This is a genomic window from Chitinophaga sp. 22620 (genome assembly GCF_052044405.1).
Taxonomy (GTDB): domain Bacteria; phylum Bacteroidota; class Bacteroidia; order Chitinophagales; family Chitinophagaceae; genus Chitinophaga.
In genome coordinates this window covers 271,223-292,173 of sequence record NZ_JBQEMV010000004.1, presented here as the reverse complement: position 1 = coordinate 292,173, position 20,951 = coordinate 271,223, and the positions used below count along the sequence as shown (strand labels likewise).

Here is a 20,951-nt window from a genome sequence, read left to right as displayed (position 1 = left end):
ATCCGGTTGATCCTTTAAATTGACCTGTTGGTGTATCAAATTTTCAAGCCGCCCGGCCGCGCAATAAGTTTGCATCATCAAAATTACCTGTATGCGAACACTTTTTACCTCTCTCCTTTCCGCCGCTATGCTTATGACCGCTGTAACGGGCAGCGCACAGCAAAAAGACACCGTTCCCGCTCCTTCCGCTAAAAAGGACAGCATCCCTGCCCCCTCCGTTAAACAGTTAAAAGAAGTGAACGTGACCAGCAGCGCCCCGCAGATCACCATGCAGGGCGGCACCATGGTGGTGAACGTTTCGAAGTCCGCCACCGCGGCGGGTTCCAATGCCTGGGAGATCGTTTCCAAATCTCCCGGCGTAACCGCGGACAATTCCAATACCCTCCAGCTGAACGGCAAAAATGTATCCGTTTACATCGACGGGCGGCCGAGCCGTCTCAGCGGGGAAGACCTGAAGAACCTGCTGAACAGCACGCCCGGCAGCAACATCGAAAAGCTGGAGCTGATGAGCAACCCTTCCGCCAAATACGACGCGCAGGACGGCGCCATCATCAATATCAAAATGCTGAAAAGCAAGGATATGGGCACCAACGGTTCCCTGACCCTGGGTGGCGGCTTTGGCCGTTATGCCCGCGGCAACAGCGGCCTCACCCTCAACCACCGCACCAAAAAAGCGACCCTGTACGGCGGCTACGATTATATTTACGCCAAACAGTTCACCCATACCACCGCCGAGCGCTTCTTTCCCGGCAATTATATCCTGGAAGACAGCGACTACAACCGCGAAGAGCGCAACAGCCACAACCTGAAGGCCGGCGCGGATATCGACTTTTCCAAATCCACCACCGCGGGTTTCCTGGTGAAAAGCATGTTCAACAACCGCCACCGCAACAACGATAACCAGACCACCCTGCCCGATTCCCTTTTCCGACAGACCGCCACCGGCCGACAGACCCTGGTGAACCCCAGCGTGAACGTGTATTTCAAGACCGGCAGCGAAAAGCACAAGAACGAACTGAGCATCAACGCCGATTATTTTAATCACGGCAAAGACTGGAACGACGATTTCAACGGCCACTACTTCACCGTCAAAGAAGTGCCGACCGGCGACCCCACCAATATCCGCAACAATACCGAATCCCGCATCAACCTGTATTCTTTCAGCGCAGACTACACCCAGCAGCTGAAGTTCGCCAAGCTGGAGGCCGGCCTCAAAACCACCTTCACCGAAACAGACAATGATACCCGTTGGGAGAACCAGTTGAACGGAAAATGGGAAAATGACGCCGGCAAAACCAATCACTTCATCTACAAGGAAAACGTAAACGCCGCCTACGCCGGCCTTACAAAGACCATCAAGAAATACACCATCCAGGCCATGCTGCGCGCCGAGCATACGCACGCTACCGGCAACAGCCTGACCATGGACCAGAAATTCGAGCGCGATTACGTGCAGCTGTTCCCCAGTGCGAGCGTGAGCTACATGAAAAGCGCCAAAGACCAGTTCAGCTTCAGCTACCGCAGGAGCATCACCCGCTTCGGGTTCGACATAGTGAACCCCTTCGTGACCTACCAGAACGCATACAGCTACCGCCAGGGCAACCCGAACATCAAACCCGTGCTGTCGCAGACCATCCAAGGCACCTGGAGCCACAATTACTCCCTGTTCACCACCCTGGGCTTCAACCGTGTGAAAGACAACCTGAGCATGATCTTCAACCAGGACCCGGACACCAAGGTGCAGGTAACCAGCTTCGACAACCAGACGGACTTCAACGTAGCCTACCTGAACGTGGTGTGGGTGAAACCGATCACCCCGAAGATCCGCACCACCTGGACCGTTACCGGTCTCTGGCTGGACATCAACACCAATATGAACGGCATCGCCTACCAAAAGAGCAGCGTGACCGGCATGGTGAACATGCAAAACACCTTCACCCTGCCCAAAGGCTTTACCGCTGAGCTGAACGGCAACTTCCGCGGGCCTTTCATGGCCGGTTACGCCATCATGAAAACCGCGGGCGGGCTGGATTTCGGGGTGACCAAGAACGTACTGAAGAACAAAGGTTCACTCAAGCTCGGCATCGTGGACATTTTCAACACCCAGCCGATGCGCTTTGAAGTGAAATACGCCAACGTTCACAACCTTGCAAAAATCAATAACGACACCCGCGTGGTGAACCTGACCTTTAACTACAGATTCGGCAGCAGCACTGTGAAAGCGGCCAAAACCCGTAAGAACGCCATTGAAAGCGAAGCGGGAAGGACCAACGCACAGCAGGGGCTGTAACAGCAACCCAAAGGAAGCTTTCCGGCACAAGGCGGAAGGCTTCCTTTTTTATTTTATTATATTTGGATAAACACAGCAAAAACCACCATGTTACTGGAACAAACAGGAAATTTCTTCAAAACGGAATGGAAACGGATACTGATACTGGCGCTCATTGCGGCGGTGTTTTTTGCCTTCTTCTACGGCTTTATCTATACGCTCGACCCGCAGGCCACTACCAGGGCGTACGAAAAACACGGCGGGTTCATACTTATCACGCTGAAGTCCATCGCCGAATTTACCATCACCTATTACGCGCTCATCTTCCTGGCCTGCCTTCCTTACCTGCGCGACCGGAAGCTGGGAAAATTCATTTTGATGATCCTGCTGGTGTTCGGGGCGAAACTTGCCTACACCTTCCTGTTCGAATATGAGCAAACCGACTTCAACGCGAACAGTAATTCGGAGAACGTCCGGAACCTGATGGTTCACAATAAGCTGCTGTTTTACTGGGTCATCACTATATTCTCCTACCTGTTCCATTTCTTTGTCTGCTTCGTGGTAGCCATTTTTATCGACTACAACAACCGCAACAAACGGGAGGACGAGCTGCAGAAACAGAAGATGGACGCAGAGCTGAGCGCCATCAAATACCAGATCAACCCGCATTTCCTCTTCAATTCCTTAAGCTTTATCTACAGCAAAACCGTGCCGCTGAGCGGGGAGGTGAGCAACGCCGTGCTCCTGCTGTCAGACATCATGCGGTATGCATTGGGGAAAGAAGAGGACGCGGAAGGGAAAGTAGCCCTGTTCAAGGAAATAACGCATATGAAGAACGTGATCGAGATCAACCAGATGCGGTTCAACAACAAGCTGAGCATCCAATACAGCGAGCAGGTAGACAACCCGAATGCGCGCATTACCCCGCTGATACTCATTACGCTCGTAGAGAACGCCTTCAAGCACGGCGACCTGCTGGACCCCGCCAACCCGCTGGTGGTGAGAACAGAATCGGACCAGCAGAAGATCCGTTTTTATATCAGCAACAAAAAGAAAGCGGGCCCCAAAGAGCTGAGCACCGGCATCGGGCTGAACAATGTAAGGCAGCGCCTGCAGCTGATGTACGCCAGCAAACATACCTTTACCGTGACCGAGAACGAACATTTTTATACCTCCGAACTCATCATAAACCTCTAGTATATGATCAATTGTATTGTGATAGACGACGAACAGCACGCCATAGACCTGCTGGCCCATCACATCAAACAGACGCCCTTCCTGAACCTGCTCTACTCCACCACCGACCCGCTGGAAGGCCTCCAGCTGCTGCACCAGCACAAAGTGGACCTCATTTTCCTGGACGTGCAGATGCCGTCTATGACCGGCATCGATTTCATAAAGGCCATCAACGGGAAATGTAAAGTGATACTTACCACCGCTTACAGCGAATACGCCATGGAAGGGTTCGAAAATGAAGTGGTGGATTACCTGCTGAAGCCCATCTCCTTTGCCCGCTTCATCAAAGGCGCGCAACGCGCTCTTTCGCTCATTCAGCCCGTTACCCCCGGTACCAAAGAAGAGAACGATTTTATTTTCGTGAAAACGGAGCAGAAAGGGAAGCTGATCAAGATCAATATCAAAGATATCGTGCTGATAGAAGGACTGAAGAACTATGTGAAGATACATACCCGGCTGGGCGAGAAGATCATTGCGCTGCTGAATATGAAAGACCTGGAAGAACGCCTGCCCGCCAGCGAGTTCGCCCGCACCCACAAATCGTTCCTGCTGGCCACGGGCTTTATCAGGATGATAGAAGGCAACCTCGTGTACCTGGAGCATACGGAAGAGGCCGTGCCTGTGGGAGATACCTACCGGGAAGGGTTCATGAACCAGATGAAGGAAAAGATCATGACGAATAAAAAATAAAAAGAAACGCTCCATAAAGGAGCGTTTCTTTTTACTATTGATTTAACAATTCCACTTTCCAGGTGATATCCCAGGTTCCCTGCCGGAAAATCCTGAATTTGAGCGCGGCGAACAGATCGTACCGGTCATTTTTCCCGAAGGTAGATCCGGGCACCCACCATTCGTACTCGCGGTAAGCGGTATTAAAAGGATAGGCGCAGTCGTATTCCAGCCGGTCGTCGTATTTGCGGTAAGCGAACACGTAATCTTCCAGGCGTTTGCCCTTCTGCTTGCTGCCTTCGGGGAATACTTTCGGGTTGATCACGTTGCCGTTCTGGTCTTTGAAGCGCCATACCATCTTACTGCCTCCCGCGGTATACTTAAAGCTTTCGATCCGGATGTTCACCGAATCAAAATAAGGAGAGCAGTTGTCCCAGTCCGTATCCGCACAAACGATCCACGCATAGTCGTTCTCGTATTCATACTCCGCTCCTACTGCCACTTTCACTTCCACCGCATTTTTGATGATGCGGGAACCGGCGCTGTTGGATACTTTTACGTCGATGAAATAAGTAGCGGAATCCATACCATAGCTCTCCTTGCGGAAGATCAGGCGGCCATCGGCCCGGTTGATCTCAAACACGGGGCGTTTTACGACATGTTGTTTTGCCAGCAGCTCTTCGATGCTTTTTTCCTGGCCGGTCTTCTCCTCTTTCCATTCAATGGCGTCCACCTCCTTCAGCATTTCAGGCGCTGGCTTGCCGTCCCAGCGGCGGATGTCTACCAGTTCAACGGCAATAGGTGTGTTGGACCGGTCGATGATCAGGTCGCCTTTTAATACGTCGCGGCCGGTTTCGAGGGTAATGATCTTGTCCTTATACCGGATATTTTCCCCGAAGTAACCATCCTGCAGGTCCACCTTACGGCAACCGTACATGGTTCCGCCGATCAGGGCGGCGCCCAGCGCTGCAATTGCGATATTCTTAATTTTCATGGTTCAGTTATTTTTAATTCCGTCATGGAAACGGCAGGTCATTTAAAAGGGAATCCGAAGGTGTGCGTTCCGTTGAGCACCTGTATCACCCCGTTGGTGGCCTGGAGATCGCTGGTGATGATATTCCCGCTGCTCACCCAGGGATTGTAGAGTTTGGGCGGATTGGTACTGTTGTCTGCATTTTCAGGCCAGGTAGCTGCCGCATTGAACCTCCTGGAGCGGGTATATGCGAAACCATTGGGATCCCAGAGGCGGATAAATTTCGGCCCCGCCTGCGGTACGCCATTGTAGTCTTCCCGCAGCGGGGAATCCACCAGCATGGAATCGTTCAGAACGGTTTTGATATACACCCCGCCGCCGTCTGTATTGTTCAGGAAGGGCACCTCATCGCGCCACACCTTTACGTTCGGGAAAATGTATTTGCTCATCGCCTTTCTCAGCACTTCCACGCTGAGCGTATCCAGTTTGGCGCCGCCTCTTCTGTTCAGGAAGTTCACCACGCACAGGTCTTTCGGCGCAAAAAAAGTGATGTTGTTCTTTTTCACTTCTTCCGCCAGCCCGGTTTTATCCAGTATCCAAACGATGGTATCAAATTCGAAAGGCCGCGACTTGAGGAAGTCGTACACGTTCATATCCAGCTTGCCGCTGTGAACGCCCCCGTCCGTATAATGTTCTTTTTTGCAGGCGGCAGCCAGTGTAACGAGAGCCGCAAGCATCAGCATGTATTTCACTTTGAATATTTTCATCACGGTAGTTTTTAAGATTAATAACGCTGCCAGTAACGCATTTGCTCCATATTCGGATTGTCCACGAAAGCTTTGTTGGATACCGGCCAGGTCCACGCGCCATCAGTAAAGTCCGCCTGGTTGATCGTAGGCCTGGTAGGCACTTTGGTGTAGTCCGGATCGGTGAGGAAGCCGGTTCTTACCAGGTCGTAGAAATAATGGCCTTCACCCAGCAGCTCGCGGCTGCGTTCTTTGAAGATCTCCAGGTACAGATCGGCATCGGCGCCGGTGTAAGGAGGCAGCCATACTCTTTTGCGGATGGTGTTCAGGTCTTCCCTCGCGGCGGCATAATTCAGCAATCTCGCATTACATTCCGCACGCAGCAATACCAGGTCTGCCACGCGGAAAACGATAATGTTCGCATCGTACAGGAACCTGGTAGGATCTACCACAGACGCATATTTAACGAACACGGAGTCGTTGGGCTTCACCGAGCTGTTAGACCTGGTGAAAAGCACCCTGTACCGTTCGTCTTTCTGATATTCGGGGAACATCATCGTCAGGTTGGTCATGCGGGTGATGGTGCGGTTGGCGCTGGTATAGCTGATCGCCCACAGCGGTTCCTGTCTTGCGGCCCATTGCGTGCCGAATAAAGTGAGGTTGGCCATGGAAGTGTTCCGGCCAAATTCGCCGGTGGCCGCGTCGAAATCAATTTCGAAGATACCTTCGGTGCTTCTGCCTTTGAAAATATTCGGATATTGAAGGTACCCCATCGGTTTGGTGGGATCGGGCACGGAGTCTCCCAGCATTTTATATACACCGCCGGTGATCACCTGGGTGGCGTAGGTCACGGCTTCCGCGTCTTTATGGCGCCATGCCAGGGTATGCGCAAGCGTGGCCTGGGCGGTACCCTTGGTAGCCCTGAAAGCATTTTTACCTGATGCGGAGTAGCTGTTGGGAAGTTCCGGCATGGCCTCTTTCAGTTCTTTTTCCACGAAATCGAGCACGGCATTCATATCTGTTCTGCCCAGCTTTTCTGTTGTACGCGTTTTGGTTACTAACGGCACATTTCCCCACACACGAACCATGTAGAAATAGGTGAATGCCCGCAGGAAACGCGCTTCAGCCACATATTGCGCACGGGTATTGCCGACGAAGAACTGGTTGTCGGGCACGCGGTGCGCATTTTCGATCACAATATTGCATTGTTCAATGATCTGGTAAAAAGGGGCCCAGTTGAAAAGGATATCGTCCCACTGGCGGGTGCCTCCCCATTCAGTGCGCAGCCTGTTCTTCTGAATAGCGGCGTCTGTACCGTCGCGGATCTGGTCCCTGGTGTAAGACTGCCAGATCAGCCCTCTCCTGTCTCCATACATATAAAAACGGGGATGGTAGCCATTATCATCATTGGAGTTCTTCGGGCTTTCCACGAGCGTTTTGCGCAGCAGTGCATAACCGCCGGCCACAGCTCCGTCCAGGTCGCGCTCGGTGGACCAGAACTTGGCATCGGGGATCTGGTCTATCGGGTCTATATCCAGCTGTTTATTGCAGGATACTGCTGTGAACACCGCGAGGCAAAGCATCACATAATATATTCCTCTTTTCATACAATTTCGTTTAATGGATTAAAATGTCAGGTTTAACCCGAGCGTTATTTTGCGGGACAATGGATAGTTCCTGCCACGGTCGTACCCCGAAGGGAATTCGATAGCTTCCGGATCGCGGCCGGCGTATTTGGTGAGGATGAATACATTCTCTGTATTACCATATACCATCAGGCGTTCCAGGCCGAACCGCTTAAGGAAAACGGGCGACACGTTGTAGCTGAGCATCACGTTCTTCAGGCGCACGAATGATGCGTCTTCAACAAACGCGCTTTTGTAATCGTAGATGTTCCAAAAGGTCTGTATGGAACCTGTCCAGTAATCGAGCGTGGGGAAACGTGCGTCCACACCGCCGCGGTCGCCGGGGGCGAAGCCGTAGATGTCGTATTCGCCCAGCGGGGGAATGCCGCCCCAGTCCTGCGAGTTGCCATTGAAATAATCAAACTTGGTGTAGTTGGGGAACTGGCCGCCGCCGCCGGTTACTTTCACAGAGTTCCAGTAACGCTGCAATGCGGAGTTCACCACTTTTACGCCGAACCTGAAGTTGAACATCATGTCCAGTGTAAAACCTTTCCAGCTGACAGTATTCACCCAGCCGCCGTCTACTTTGGCGGTAGGGTCGCCTACCCAAACGCGGTCGTTCACTTCACGCGTGCCGTCGCCGTTCAGGTCGTTGATCTTAAAGTCGCCGTTCAGGTCCAGGAAGCGGGGAGAACCTTCGCGGTAAGGCAGGTATCCGTAGTCGAAGTACAACTTGTTACCGGTGAAAGGATCCACGGGCACTTCGCCGTTGCTTTGCCATACGCCGTCGTTCACCATGAACACATAACCGTAGGGCGCGGAACCAACCTTCACCATGGTGAGGTTATCCACGAAGAACGGGCGGTTGTTGTTGGGCAGCTTGGCCACTTTGGTGGTATTGTTGGAAAACATGAAACGGGTGGTCCAGCCCACGGGGCTTTTATCGCCCAGCACGTTCACGCTCAGGGTCAGTTCATAACCGGTATTGAGCATGTCTATCCCGTTCCTTTTGATGATGGTATACCCGGCACTGGTGGGCAGCAATTCATCGTAGGTGCCGCCTTCTGTATAACGCTGGTATAGATCGCCCACGAGGCTTACGCGGCCTTTGAATGCGCTCAGTTCAATGCCGAGGTTGGTCTGGTCAGAATATTCCCATTGCAGGTCAGGGTTCTGCATCTGCGCGAAGTTCTGGATGGCCACGGGCGTACCGCCGTAAGTGCTCACATAGTTTTCAGCCGGCTCGTTGAAACCACCCGCATTGGCGTTCAGCGAGCTTACGCTGGCGAAATTCTCCACGTACTGGTTAGCTGTTTTACCCCAGCTCAGGCGCACCTTCGCTTCGTTCAGCCAGGGCAGGCTGTTCTTCACGAAAGGCTCTTCCGCAATACGCCATGCAGCCGAAACGGTAGGGAAATAGCCCCATCTTTTGTCGGGCGCAAGCTTGGAAGAACCGTCCGCGCGCAGCGATGCGTCTACCAGGTATTTTTCACGGTAACCATAGTTGATCTTACCCAGCACGGAAGAAGTGGCATTGGCGCCGTATCCTGTTCTGGTAGTGGTTCTGCCCGGGCTGAAACCAGACACCACCTGGATGTTGTCCGATGGGCCTCTTTTACCGTCTATCTGCGTGGTTTCGAGGGTATTTTTATTGAACTCCTGCACCAGGAAGGCGCCGAAATTGTGATCGTTATTGGGCGTGAAATAATTGTAAGACAGCTGGTTGGTCCAGGTATAGGCGTTGCTCACGGCATTGTACTGACCCGCGTCTGAGAAACCATTGTTTGCCACCGCTGCAAAGAAATAATCACGTTTGTCCGTCGCGTTGCTCAATGATGCGGTGGAAGTGAAAAGCAGGTTCGGGATCACCTGGTACATCAGCTGGAGGCTGGTGTTGATGGTATTGGTATAGTTCTTATCCCTGTTCTTGCTGTATGCATCGAGCATGCCGCCGCCATAGGGACTTTTATCCGGCACCATGTACACGGAGGAAGGAATGCTCCAGATGCCCTGCGAGTTGATGCCCTGGCCGTTTTTGCTGTTACCGCGCGAACGGTCTGTACGGCCCAGGTAGGTCTGCATCACGATCGTGGTCTTTTTGTTGGGCAGCAGGCGGCCGGTGAAGTTGGCCGTGTAACGTTTGAAGCCGGTGTTGATCACGATCCCGTCTTCGCTGTAATAACCGCCGCCGATGCGGTAGTTGCCCATCTCGTTGCCTGCCTGTATGCTCGCGTCGTAGTTCTGGATCCTGCCGGTGCGGAAATACATGCTCTGCCAGTCGGTAGAGTTATTAAAGAAAGGATTCAGGGAATCGGTCATCTGGATAGGCATGCCGCTCATTCTCTGGTCGTAGGGCGCAAACCGGGTCCAGATATCGACCTTGGCTTCGCGCTCTGCCTTGCCGCCGAGGATCGGGAAAAGAGAAGGCGTAAAGCTGATACCGTTGTAAGCGCGCACATCGATCTTCGGCTTGCCGGTCTTTGCGGTTTTGGTTTTGATGATGATAACCCCGTTGGCTCCGCGGGAACCATATACGGCCGCGGCGGCCGCGTCTTTTAATACGTCGATGGATTCAATGTCGTTAGGGTTCAGCCACGAGATCGGGCTGTTGCCGGAACCAAAGGCATTCACGTTGAAACCTTTGGCGGACGCGCGATCCGCCGGCACCTGGATGCCGTCCACGACAAACAACGGATCGGAAAAAATACGGTCGTCGTTGAAGCTGGAAGCTACACTGGCGTTACCCCTGATGAACACGGGAGCGCCGACGCCGGGCGAACCGGCATTGTTTACAACAGCCAGACCGGCCACGCGGCCCTGCAGCAGGTTCACCACGCTGGCCGCGGGAATGTTCTGGATCTCTTCAGCGTCCAGGCGGGTCACGGCGGTGGTCAGCGTTTTGCGCTTCTTCTGCTCGTAACCGGTGATCACCACGTCTTTCAGCTGCTGCGCATCCGACTGCAGCACTACGGTATAGGTGGCGCGGCCGTCTGCTTTGATCGTGGTTTTGGCATAACCCATAAAGGTGAATTCTAGCACCGGGTTTGTACCTTTTAATGTGAGCGTGAACTTACCGGTCTCGTCGGACGCGGTGCCGTTGGAAGTTCCGGCTTCCCGGACAGATACGCCTGGCAGCGCATCGCCCTTACTGTCCTTAACAGTGCCGGATACTTTTCGATCCTGTGCCATGGCAGCGGAATACACCATCCCCATGAGGATGACCAACAAAAAGAGTAGCTTTCTGGTCATAGAAATTGAATTGATAAAAATATAAACGTTGGTTGATCTAGTCCCTGTCCAATTAAAAAGAGTCGCTTATCATTACAAACTATCAAACGAAAGGTATAAACTCTAAAAATTTGTTAAAACTGCAGTGCAGTAATCGTGATAATCTGCAGACAATTACGGAAGCTGGTTCTCATATGATAAAAAAGCAGCAGGGGCGCCATGCTATATCATAGCTATCAATTGCTTATGCAGTAAGGATTTTAGCAAATATCCGGCGTACCATTATTCACAATAAAATCCTACTGGTTTGAGTTAATTTAACACCTGTTAAACGGATGAACCATGACATTACGATGACAATACAGGAAGACGGGATTTTTTGAACCATGATAAATGTTTGCCGGAACTGCGGAGAAGGAACTCACGGTGCAGGCTATACTAAACTGAAACGCACGATCAACGCTGCTTTACGCGGCAATGCCAGATTCAATTGGCAAACATTTTGCGAATGACTATTTTTGTCGGATTAAATAACGCTGTTCCCTGAGAAAAGTACGTAAAATATTGACCATCACCCTGCTGACCCTGCTGGGACTGGTACTGTTGGTCAGTATCCTCATCAATATCCCCGCTGTACAAAACCTGCTCGTGCGGGAAGTGACCGCGCGCCTTTCAAAGCAGCTGCAAACACGCGTGGAGATCAAACACGTCAATTTCCGCCTCTTCAACAGCATGCGCCTCGAAGGCGCCCTCATCGAAGACCGCCACAAAGACACCATTTTATACGCCGGGGCGCTGCAGGTGCGCATTACAGACTGGTTCTTCATACAGGACAAGCCCGTGCTGAAGTTCATCGGCCTTGAGGATGCACAGATCAACCTCGTGCGCCCGCGCAACGATTCCCTCTGGAATTACCAGTTCATCGTGGATGAATTCGGCGGAAGCCCCTCCCCTCAGCCAGCTACAAAAAAACAGTCCGGCATCTCCCTCGATCTCAAACGGGCGGACCTGCGCCGGGTGAAATTCAATATCATCGACGCATGGGTAGGCGAAGACATGCAGGTGGCCGCAAGCCGTATTTTCCTCGATGCAGACAGGCTGGACCTCCGCGCGCACGATGTGCATATCAACGAGCTGCTGCTGGACAGGCCGGAGTTCATCATCTCCAGCTACGCCGCCAGCCCGCTGCGTAAAAGAAGAGCCCCTTCCGTGGCTATTCCCAAAGTGCCCGCCGATTCCCTCAAACCCGTTCCCCTGCGCTGGAATGCGGACAACTGGAAGCTGGTCGTGAAGTCCATGAGCATCAAAGACGGCGTGCTGGGCGTGAACAATCTCAGCGATACCGTGCCCAGCACGCCCGGGGAGTTCGACCCCTCGCGCATCCGCTTCGGCAATATCAACCTCAGCATCACCAACAGCAGCCTGGTAAAAGACAGCATCTTCGCGGACCTTGCGCTCACTACCAAAGAGCGCAGCGGGTTCGAAGTGAAATCACTGAAGAGCCGGTTCAAAATGAGCCCCGTGGAAATGGAATTCAGCAACCTGGACCTTCTCACCAACAACAGCCGCATCCGCGATTACTACACCATGCAATATGAAGACCTCAGCGATATGAACGACTACGTGAACAACGTGATCATGCGCGCAAGGTTTAAAGATACCCGCCTGGCTTCCGAAGACATTGCGTATTTCGCCCCTGCCCTTTCTTCCTGGGATACGGAACTGAAGATCAACGGCCGGGTAGACGGCCCGGTCAGCAATCTCTCAGGAGACAGCCTCGACATTAAAGGCGGCAACCACACCCGCCTGAAAGGCACGGCAGACATGCGCGGCCTGCCAGACATCGACGAAACGTTCATCGATTTCACCGCGAAAGAACTGGTGACCAGCGGGCAGGACCTCCGGCAGTTTTTCCCCATGCTGAAAGACATCCCGCAGGTGCGCACAGACCTCATCACCAGCCTCGCCTTCCAGGGATCATTCTCCGGGTTCGTGAACGACTTCGTGGCCTACGGGAAATTCCAGACCAATCTCGGCAACCTCGATTCCGACCTGAACTTCAAGACCAGCAAAGACGTGCCCGTTTACTCCGGGAACCTGACCACCTATAACTTCCAGCTCGGCACCCTGCTAAACACCGACCTGGTGACCACCGCCAGCATGAAAGCAAAAGTGAAAGGCGAAGGCTTTAATTTCAAAACCCTTAAAGCCGCCGTGGATGCGGACATCCAGAAGATCGGGCTGTACGGGTACGATTACCAGAACCTGAAAGCCGCCGGGGAAATGAGCCGCAAGTTCTTCAACGGCTCGCTCACCGCCAATGATCCCAACCTGGATATGGATTTTGCCGGTACCATCGACTTCAACAGCCGCCTGCCTATATTCAACTTCTATTCCGAGGTTCGCTACAGCGATCTCAAGGCCCTGCGCCTAACGGAAGACTCCATTACCCTTCAGGCCAAGGCTGACCTGAATTTCGCCGGCAGCAACATCGATAACTTCGACGGTACCGCCCGCCTGTACGATGTATCGCTGTTCAAGAACAAAAGCCGCGTGGAATTCGACTCACTGTCCGTTTCCACCCGCACCGAAAACAACCTGAAAACGCTGCGTATACAGGGTAACGAGGTGAACGGTTACGTACAGGGCGCCTACAGCTTCATGGAACTCCCCAATGCTTTCAGGCTGTTCCTCAACAAATATTACCCGAGCTATTTCAAAAGCCCGCCTGCGGCCAATGCCGGGCAGGACTTCACCTTCTCCTTCGAGTTCGGCCAGGTGGATAAGCTCATACGCGCCTTTACCGACGATGTGAAAGGGCTGAACGGCACCCAGGTGTCCGGCGCGCTGAACACGCTCAGCGGGCAGGTAACGCTCAACGCGGCCGTGCCATATGCCGCCTACAACGAATTCGGCGTGCGCAACCTGCTGCTGAAAGCAAACGGCGATTTCGAGAAGATCAACGTAAGCACCAGTATTGGCAACGTACTGTACAACGACAGCACCATATTCACCAATCCCCTCATCGTAGCCAGTTCCGGCAGGGACACGTCTTACATCAAGCTGGACCTGAAAGCGGAAGACACGACTGAACTCGACGGGTTCTACGCCCGCGTGATCACCGTGGGAGACGGCGTGAAGGTCAATTTCCTGAACAGCAGCTTTACCGTGAACGGCAAGCAGTGGAGCATGACGCCCGGCAACGAAGTGTACTGGAGCACCCACTTCCTGACGGTGAACAACCTGCGCATTTCCCGGAACGACCAGAGCATTACCATCAGCACCAACGAGTTCAACCCTGATGAATCCACATTCCGCATTGCGCTCAAAGACCTGAACCTGGCGGACATCATACCTGCCGGGCTTACCCATACCCTCATTGAAGGCCTTGCCAACGGCACTATCAATGTGCATGATCCGTTCAACAACCTGCAGGTGGATGCGGACATCAACACCACGCAACTGCGTATAGACAACGATTCCCTCGGTCTTGTAAGCCTCAAAGGCGACTACGACAGCCGCATCGGCGAAGTGCAGTTCGATGTACAGTCAGACAACTCGCTGGCCAGCTTCAACGCCAAAGGCACCGTGGGCATAAGCGACAGCAACCGCGTAGTGAGTGCGTCCACCAATCTCAACAATGCTTCCATCAGCCTGCTGGATAAATACCTCGGCGATTATGTCAGCGAGCTGACAGGTACCGCCACCGGCCAGCTGACCGTGACCGGCACCACCGACAAACCCTCCTTCCGCGGGAATGTGAAGGTGCAGAACATCGGCATGAAAGTGAATTACCTGGGCACGTATTATAAGATCCCCCTGCTGCATGTGCATCACATGGACGACAACCTGATAGAAATGTACCCCTTTACGCTGGTCGATAAGTTTAAGAACCAGGCAACCGTGAACGGGTTTATCAGTCACCAGAACTTCTCGAAGATGAACTTCGAGTTCGACGTGCAGTCGCAGAAATTCCTCTTCCTCAATACCGGCGCGGCAGACAACAACCTTTATTACGGCGACGTGATCGCCCAGGGCAGGGTGTACTTCACAGGGCCTATGGACAACCTGCAGCTTCGCGTGCTGGCCCGCCCGCTGAGCGGCACACACTTCTACCTCCCGCTGTCTGACAGTAAAGACATTGGCAAACACGAATACATCACCTTCAAACAATACGGGAAAGTAGTAGAAGAACCAAAGAAAAAAAGCAATGTAAAGCTGAACGTGAAAATGGACATCGCCGCCAATCCGGATGCGCAGATAGACGTGATCATCAACGCCGCCACCAACGACGTCATTTCCGCGAACGGTACCGGCGCGCTCACCATCAATGTGAACCTGGACGGGGATTTCACGATGTACGGCAACTATACTATCAACACCGGGACGTATAACTTCAGCTTCCAGCGCCTTGCCAGCTGGAAATTCGATATCGACAAGAACAGCACCATCACCTGGAATGGCGACCCCGTGGATGCCAAGGTGAACATCACCGCCAAATACAGCCTGCCCAAGGTGAGCCTTTACAACCTTAGCACCGCCGCGGTGACGGGCAATACCAATGCCAGCAACCAGGATGTGCTGAGCCGTTCGGAACGGGTAGATATCCTGCTGTACCTGCGCAATTCCCTCATGCAGCCCACCATCACTTACGAGATCACCTTGCCGGAAGTAGGTTCCCTGGCTTATGAGAGCGGTATTGCCAGCCAGCTGAAAGAGATCAACCAGGACCAGAACAAGGCCCTGTACCAGATCAGTTACCTGCTGGCCACCGGCCAGTTCCAGCCGCCTGACGGTTCCGCCAACGTGGCCATTACCGGCAAAAACAGCGTGGGCCAGGCTTTGAGCGCACAGGCTTCCGCTATTCTGAACAACTTCTCCAACACGTTCCTGAAGAACGCCGGCATCGGCTTCAACGTGAACTATACGGCTTACAACTTCAACAACAGCGCCAGCAGCAGCTACGACAGGAACCTGGTGAGCACCGGCATCACGAAAACCTTCTACAACAACCGCATCCGCGTGTACGTGGGAGGTGATTACGACTGGGGAAGGGTGAGCGCCACTTCGTCGTCGCAGAACTTTGCGGGGGACTTCAGGGTAGAATACCTGCTGAGCCCCGACGGCCGCATCCGCATCAACGCGTTCAGCAAAACGGACTACGACGCTTACAGCTTCAACAACCGCACCCGCAGCGGCCTGGGCCTTTCTTATGTGCGCGATTACAATAAACTTTCCGAACTGTTCAGCGACAGGCGCATCCGCCGCATTGCGGACAGCACCAACCGCGCCGCGGCAGCACGGCGGGCAAGGGAGGATAGTTTGAATGCGGCGCCGGCGGATACGGGGCGCAAACCATAATAAAAAAGCCGCTCCCAACCAGGAAGCGGCTTTCGCATATCATTAAAAAGAGCGTTTATCCTTTCAGTATCTCATGCCCCAGCTTGTCGCGTTTGGTTTTGAGGTAGAACTCGTTGTGCGGGTTGGGCGATACCTCGATGGCCACATTTTCCACCACTTCCAGGCCATAGCCTTTCAGGCCGGCGCGTTTGCGCGGGTTGTTGGTGATCAGGCGCATCTTGGTCACGTTCAGGTGGCGGAGGATCTGTGCGCCAACGCCGTAGTCCCGCTCGTCCATGCCGAAACCCAGTTCCAGGTTCGCTTCCACCGTGTCTTTCCCTTCTTCCTGGAGCTTATAGGCTTTTAACTTGTTCATGAGCCCGATGCCGCGGCCTTCCTGGTTCATATACAGGATAAGGCCCTTGCCTTCTTTTTCCACCATCTGCATGGCGGCCTGGAGCTGCTCGCCGCAGTCGCAGCGGAGGGAATGCAGGATGTCGCCGGTAAAACAGCTGGAGTGAACGCGCACCAGCACCGGGTCTCCCTGGTTCCAGTCGCCTTTTTTGAGCGCCATGTGCATGTCGCCGGAATTCACCTGCTTGAAGGCTATCAGCTCAAAATTGCCGTATTTGGTGGGCATTTGCACCCGTACTTCCTCTTCAATGAGCGATTCCGTGCGGAGGCGGTATTCTATCAGATCCTTAATGGAGATCAGTTTCAGGTTGAATTTGCGGGCTATTTCGCGGAGTTCGGGGAGGCGGGCCATAGATCCGTCCTCGTTCATGATCTCCACCAGCACCCCCGCAGGTTCGAAGCCTGCCAGGCGGGCAAGGTCTATCGTGGCTTCGGTGTGGCCGGTACGGCGCAGCACCCCGCCTTTTTTCGCTTTCAGCGGGAAAATGTGCCCGGGCTTGCCCAGTTCTTCGGGCCGGGTATCGGGATTGATCAGCGCCTGGATGGTTTTGGCGCGGTCGTGGGCGGAAATGCCCGTGGTGCAGCCGTGACCCAGGAGGTCCACCGAAATGGTGAAGGGCGTTTGATGCAGTGCGGTATTGTCCCTTACCATGAGTTCCAGGCCCAGTTCCTCGCAGCGTTCCTCTACGAGGGGAGCGCAAATGAGGCCTCTGCCGTGCGTGCTCATGAAATTGATGATCTCCGGTGTAACGTTGCGTGCAGCCGTGATAAAATCCCCCTCGTTTTCGCGGTCTTCATCATCCACTACAATAACCAGTTTCCCCTGTTTTATATCCTCAATGGCGGATTCGATGGTATCCAGCATAATTTGTTCCTCGGTTAGTATAAAAGATGTGCAAAGTTAGCATATAAAGTTGAGGATTTGGGGAACGGCCGTTAGCCGCTACCCTTTGGGTAACTGTGGATAACTCACCATATTATATTTATTTTAATTCGAATTATTGAAAATTCTACTGTTAATGATAAACATTTCAGGCCTGAAATCAGTTATTATGAGGAAGAAATCAAAATCTAACGGCACATAACTGCGATTCAGTTAACATGTAACAATTTGTTAATTTCAAGTTAAAGTTCGAAAAGCATATTTCGTCATCTTTGCAGGATCATCAAATAGTTTGTTATGGGATTTAAAAAGTTACTCACTACATGCCTATGCATGCTGGGAATCGCCGTTGCTTCAGCGCAGGTGACCACCAGCGGTTTGAACGGAACCATTAAAGACGCAACACAGGGCCTTCCGGGCGCAACCGTTAAGGCGACCCACCTTCCTTCAGGAACTGTTTACGGCACCACTACGCAGCCGGACGGCCGTTATACCATCCCAAATATGAGGGCTGGCGGTCCATACCGCGTGGAGGTATCTTTTATCGGTTATTCAGCGCAAACATTTAATGACATCCAGCTGAAACTGGGCGTTTTCTATAAACTGGATGCCACCCTCGAAAGCGGCTCACAACAGCTCCAGGAAGTGACTGTTTCAGGCCAGCGGGGCGGCATCATCAACCCCAATAACAGCGGTACCGCGGTGAACATATCCCGCACCCAGATCGAGAACCTGCCTACGGTTACCCGCAGCGTACAGGATTTTGCCCGTCTCAGCGCGCAGGCCAGCACTTACACCAGCGGCTCAGATGGTTCTCCTCTCGGTATCTCCTTCGGCGGCCAGAATAACCGCTACAACCAATTCGCAGTAGACGGCGCAATGGCCAACGACGTGTTCGGCCTTGCGGCTTCCGGTACCAACGGCGGCCAGGCAAGCGGCAACCCCATCTCCATCGAAGCGATCGAGCAGATACAGATTGTGCTCAACCCTTATGACGTAAAACAAAGCGGCTTCGCAGGCGGTGGCATCAACGCCATCACGAAAAGTGGTACCAACGATTTTCATGGCGCCGCTTATTTCCTGTACCAGAACAGGAACTTTGTTGGTGAAAGCCCCAACGCCGCCAAGTTGAAATACGGCAAATTCAGCAGTAATACTTACGGTATCGGCCTCGGCGGTCCGATTATCAAGAACAAATTGTTCTTTTACCTGAACGCGGAAAGAGTGGAGCGTACTTCACCGATCGATTTCAACCCGGCTGACCCCGGCACCGGTACCACCAACTATACCGAAACCCAGCTGAAAGCGATTTCCGACAAGGTGAAAAACACCTGGGGCGTGGACCTCGGCGGTTATACCGCACAGGAAAGGGAGTTCTCCAACACGAACATTCTCGGCCGTATAGACTGGAACATCAGCAACGTGCATAAACTGACCCTGCGCCACAGCTACAGCGAGGCATCGAACGTAGCGGGCACCAGCCGGGCGAGGGACAATGCATTTTTTTACAATAGCTATTACAGCTTCCCTTCCAAAACCAATTCCACCACGCTGGAACTGAACTCCATCTTTTCCAACAGGCTGAGCAACGAGCTGCGTATCGGTCTGAATATTGTAAGGGATAACCGCAAATACAACGGCGATCCTTTCACCAATGTGCGCATCAACGATCCGGGCACTACCTACAACGTGGGCAGTGAATTCAGTTCACAGGTGAACGCCCTGAAACAGAATATCATTACCATCACGGATAATGTGACTCTCTACAGGGGCAAACACACGATCACCATCGGTACCAGCAACGACATCTACAACATGAAGAATGACTTCATGCAGGGTGCATTCGGCGCTTACACCTTTGGTTCGCTGAATGACTTCCTGAACGATGGCAAGCCTACCCAATACCAGATCACCTATACCACCAACGATACCCTGGCCCGCGACGGCGTTACTTTTAAAGCCGCGCAGCTTGGCCTGTACGCACAGGACGAATGGGACGTGGCGCCTAACTTCCGCCTGACCTACGGCCTGCGTGTTGACATGCCGATATTCCCCACAGACCCGTCGAAGAACGAGACGTTTGCGAAAGAATTCCCCGGCTATTCTACAGACGTGCTGCCCAAATCCAAACTGCTCTGGGCTCCTCGCGTAGGTTTTAACTGGGATGTAATGAACAACGGGAAAACACAGATCCGTGGCGGTGTAGGCATTTTTACCAGCCGCGTGCCTTTCGTGTGGATATCTAACCAGTATAACAACACCGGTAACCTTTATACCGTTGTAAACCTGAATAACGCCGCATTACCCGCCAGCTTCCGTATGCGCTTTGATAAAAACGATCCGTTCTACGGACAATACAGCGTAAAAAACCTGCAGGCCCTGGGAATTACGGTATCTCAACGCGCTTCTGCGATCAATCTCACAGACGAGAACTTCAAATTCCCGCAGACCTTCAAAACAAACCTGGCACTCGATCAGCAGCTGCCCTGGGGCGTGATCGGTACACTGGAACTGAACTACTCCAAGACCATCAATAATGTGATCTGGACAAACCTCGCCACCGAGCTCACCGGCAATACCATGACCCTTGGCGGCCAGGATACAAGGCCTACCTGGAGGAAAAAGACCACCCCTTCCGGTTTTGAGCAGGTTCTGCTGCTGGAGAACACCAGCGAGGGATACACTTACAATCTTTCCGCAGAATTCACCAAAACCACTTCCAACGGCCTGTTCGCCAAAGTTGGTTACTCTTTCGGCGAAGCCAAGTCCCTCAACGACGGTACTTCCTCTACCGCCAACTCCAACTGGCGCTTCCCACCGAACGTAAACGGCCTGAACAACCTGGACCTCGGTTACTCCAAATACCGTATGGGTCACCGTGTATTCGGCGCCGTTACAAAGGCTTTCCGTTACGGCAAGCAGAAACAGTGGGCTACTTCAGTAGGCCTGTTCTACAACGGCCAGTCCGGCACACCTTACACATGGGTTTACTTCAACACGGTTGACCCCACTGGCGACGATCTCGGCAGCAGCGGCAACAACGACCTGGTATACATTCCCACTGCGGCTGAAGTATCCACCATGCGTTTTGACGTGATCACCAAAAGGAACGCCATCACCGGCGCGGTAGAATATACCCGCAGCGAAGCTGAACAACGCACTGACCTGGAAGAGCTGATCAAAAGCGACAAATACCTGAACTCACACAGGGGCCAGCGCGCGGATAAATATGCCGTAAGAACACCCTTCGAGCATGTGTTCGACTTCAAACTGGTGCAGACCATTCCCATCATCAAATCACACAAGGTGGATATCACTTTCGATATCATGAACGTTGGCAATCTGCTGAACAACAAATGGGGCCGCTCCTACTTCATCACGAACAACGTGGCCACCCCCATCACCTTCAGGAACAACAATGCCGGTCCTGTGTTCCAATACGACAAAACCCGCCTGAACGATACAGACGGCAAGATGACGCCTTACTTCACCAATAACTTTACCGCCCGCTGGCGTGGCCAGCTGGGTGTGAGGTATAGCTTCTAAACGAACCAGCATAGTCTAAAAG

10 protein-coding genes are annotated in these 20,951 nt (G+C 53.0%); 5 read left to right on the top strand and 5 right to left on the bottom strand.

All coding sequences use genetic code 11. The annotated features are described in order from the left end of the window. Window positions 1–91 precede the first annotated feature (91 nt). The 3 genes from ACTJIK_RS20525 to ACTJIK_RS20515 all read left to right on the top strand — a co-directional run bounded on the left by ACTJIK_RS20525 (window position 92) and on the right by ACTJIK_RS20515 (window position 4,195). On the top strand, window positions 92–2,290 hold the full coding sequence (locus ACTJIK_RS20525) for an outer membrane beta-barrel protein (RefSeq protein ID WP_440649408.1): 2,199 nt from the start codon (window positions 92–94) through the stop codon (window positions 2,288–2,290). A gap of 87 nt (window positions 2,291–2,377) precedes the next feature. Beyond that, window positions 2,378–3,466 (top strand): sensor histidine kinase, encoded by a 1,089-nt coding sequence (locus ACTJIK_RS20520; RefSeq protein WP_440649407.1) that lies wholly within the window; start codon window positions 2,378–2,380, stop codon window positions 3,464–3,466. Window positions 3,467–3,469: 3 nt separating this feature from the next. After that, a complete protein-coding gene (locus tag ACTJIK_RS20515) occupies window positions 3,470–4,195 on the top strand; it encodes a LytR/AlgR family response regulator transcription factor (RefSeq protein WP_440649406.1) in 726 nt (241 codons plus the stop codon). A gap of 34 nt (window positions 4,196–4,229) precedes the next feature. Here the strand turns inward: ACTJIK_RS20515 and ACTJIK_RS20510 are convergent, their stop codons facing one another. Genes ACTJIK_RS20510 through ACTJIK_RS20495 form a run of 4 tightly spaced genes read right to left on the bottom strand, consistent with a single transcriptional unit; the run spans window position 4,230 to window position 10,767 of the window. Then, the gene (locus tag ACTJIK_RS20510) at window positions 4,230–5,168 is read right to left on the bottom strand and encodes a DUF5007 domain-containing protein (protein WP_440649405.1); all 939 of its coding nucleotides are present in this window, start codon (window positions 5,166–5,168) and stop codon (window positions 4,230–4,232) included. Between the two features lie 38 nt (window positions 5,169–5,206). Continuing rightward, the gene (locus ACTJIK_RS20505; protein ID WP_440649404.1) at window positions 5,207–5,914 is read right to left on the bottom strand and encodes a hypothetical protein; all 708 of its coding nucleotides are present in this window, start codon (window positions 5,912–5,914) and stop codon (window positions 5,207–5,209) included. Window positions 5,915–5,931: 17 nt separating this feature from the next. Next, the gene (locus tag ACTJIK_RS20500) at window positions 5,932–7,500 is read right to left on the bottom strand and encodes a RagB/SusD family nutrient uptake outer membrane protein (RefSeq protein WP_440649403.1); all 1,569 of its coding nucleotides are present in this window, start codon (window positions 7,498–7,500) and stop codon (window positions 5,932–5,934) included. A gap of 18 nt (window positions 7,501–7,518) precedes the next feature. Beyond that, a complete protein-coding gene (locus ACTJIK_RS20495; RefSeq protein ID WP_440649402.1) occupies window positions 7,519–10,767 on the bottom strand; it encodes a SusC/RagA family TonB-linked outer membrane protein in 3,249 nt (1,082 codons plus the stop codon). Window positions 10,768–11,310: 543 nt separating this feature from the next. Between ACTJIK_RS20495 and ACTJIK_RS20490 the strand changes: the two genes are divergently transcribed. Further along, a complete protein-coding gene (locus ACTJIK_RS20490) occupies window positions 11,311–16,107 on the top strand; it encodes a translocation/assembly module TamB domain-containing protein (protein WP_440649401.1) in 4,797 nt (1,598 codons plus the stop codon). Window positions 16,108–16,162: 55 nt separating this feature from the next. Here the strand turns inward: ACTJIK_RS20490 and ACTJIK_RS20485 are convergent, their stop codons facing one another. After that, window positions 16,163–17,365, bottom strand: coding sequence for a bifunctional 3,4-dihydroxy-2-butanone-4-phosphate synthase/GTP cyclohydrolase II (locus tag ACTJIK_RS20485; protein ID WP_440649400.1), 1,203 nt, complete (start codon window positions 17,363–17,365; stop codon window positions 16,163–16,165). 351 nt (window positions 17,366–17,716) lie between these two features. Here ACTJIK_RS20485 and ACTJIK_RS20480 point away from each other — a divergent pair, with 351 nt between their 5' ends. Continuing rightward, a complete protein-coding gene (locus tag ACTJIK_RS20480) occupies window positions 17,717–20,929 on the top strand; it encodes a TonB-dependent receptor (RefSeq protein WP_440649399.1) in 3,213 nt (1,070 codons plus the stop codon). The last annotated feature ends 22 nt before the right edge of the window (window positions 20,930–20,951 follow it).